Source organism: Vibrio sp. 970 (assembly GCF_033339075.1).
In genome coordinates, this window is record NZ_JAWOTW010000486.1 from 1 (window position 1) to 623 (window position 623).

Below are 623 nucleotides of genomic sequence, written 5' to 3' on the forward strand. Positions count from 1 at the left end.
CGGTTGTTGTGGCGCTGAACATGCAGCAAGCAATGCAACCGAAGCCGCGAGTAACAGTTTTTTCGTTTTATTGTTCCTTGTAAACATTTTGCTCGGAGAGCTCTATTGTTTTGCGCTTAATTTAGCAGGATTTTTTGTTGCCTGTAAAATCACGAACTTATTGTTAGAAGCGATGAGTTTCACATTCTTATCGCCAAACAGACGTTTCAACTTGGCATCGTAGCCGAGGTGACGGTTTCCTATGACGAGTAACTTGCCATTTTGGTTCAAAATTTGTTTTGCATCACAGAACATTTGCCATGCTATATGATCGGTAATGGCTTGTTGCTGATGGAACGGTGGGTTACACATGATTAAATCGCAACTGTCAGGTTTGAATCCATCCAAACAGTTATTGGCCACGCACTGAATGTCGCGACCTTCGCCCAAGTTATCCAATAAGTTCTGCTTGGCAGATTCAAGCGCCATGAAGCTTTCATCAACGCAAGTCAGTCTTACATTTGGATTGAGTTGACCTGCTTTTACCGATAAGACGCCGTTACCGCATCCCAAATCGATAATGTGGTTGATTGAGGCGTCTTGAGGAATATGTTGCAGCATAAAACGCGCACCTAAGTCTAAGC

1 protein-coding gene is annotated in these 623 nt (G+C 43.3%); it reads right to left on the bottom strand.

From position 1 onward, the window contains the following. Window positions 1-102: 102 nt before the first annotated feature. Window positions 103-623, bottom strand: a 521-nt coding sequence (locus R7Q11_RS27460; RefSeq protein WP_225467143.1) for a class I SAM-dependent methyltransferase, incomplete at its 5' end; no start/stop codon positions are given.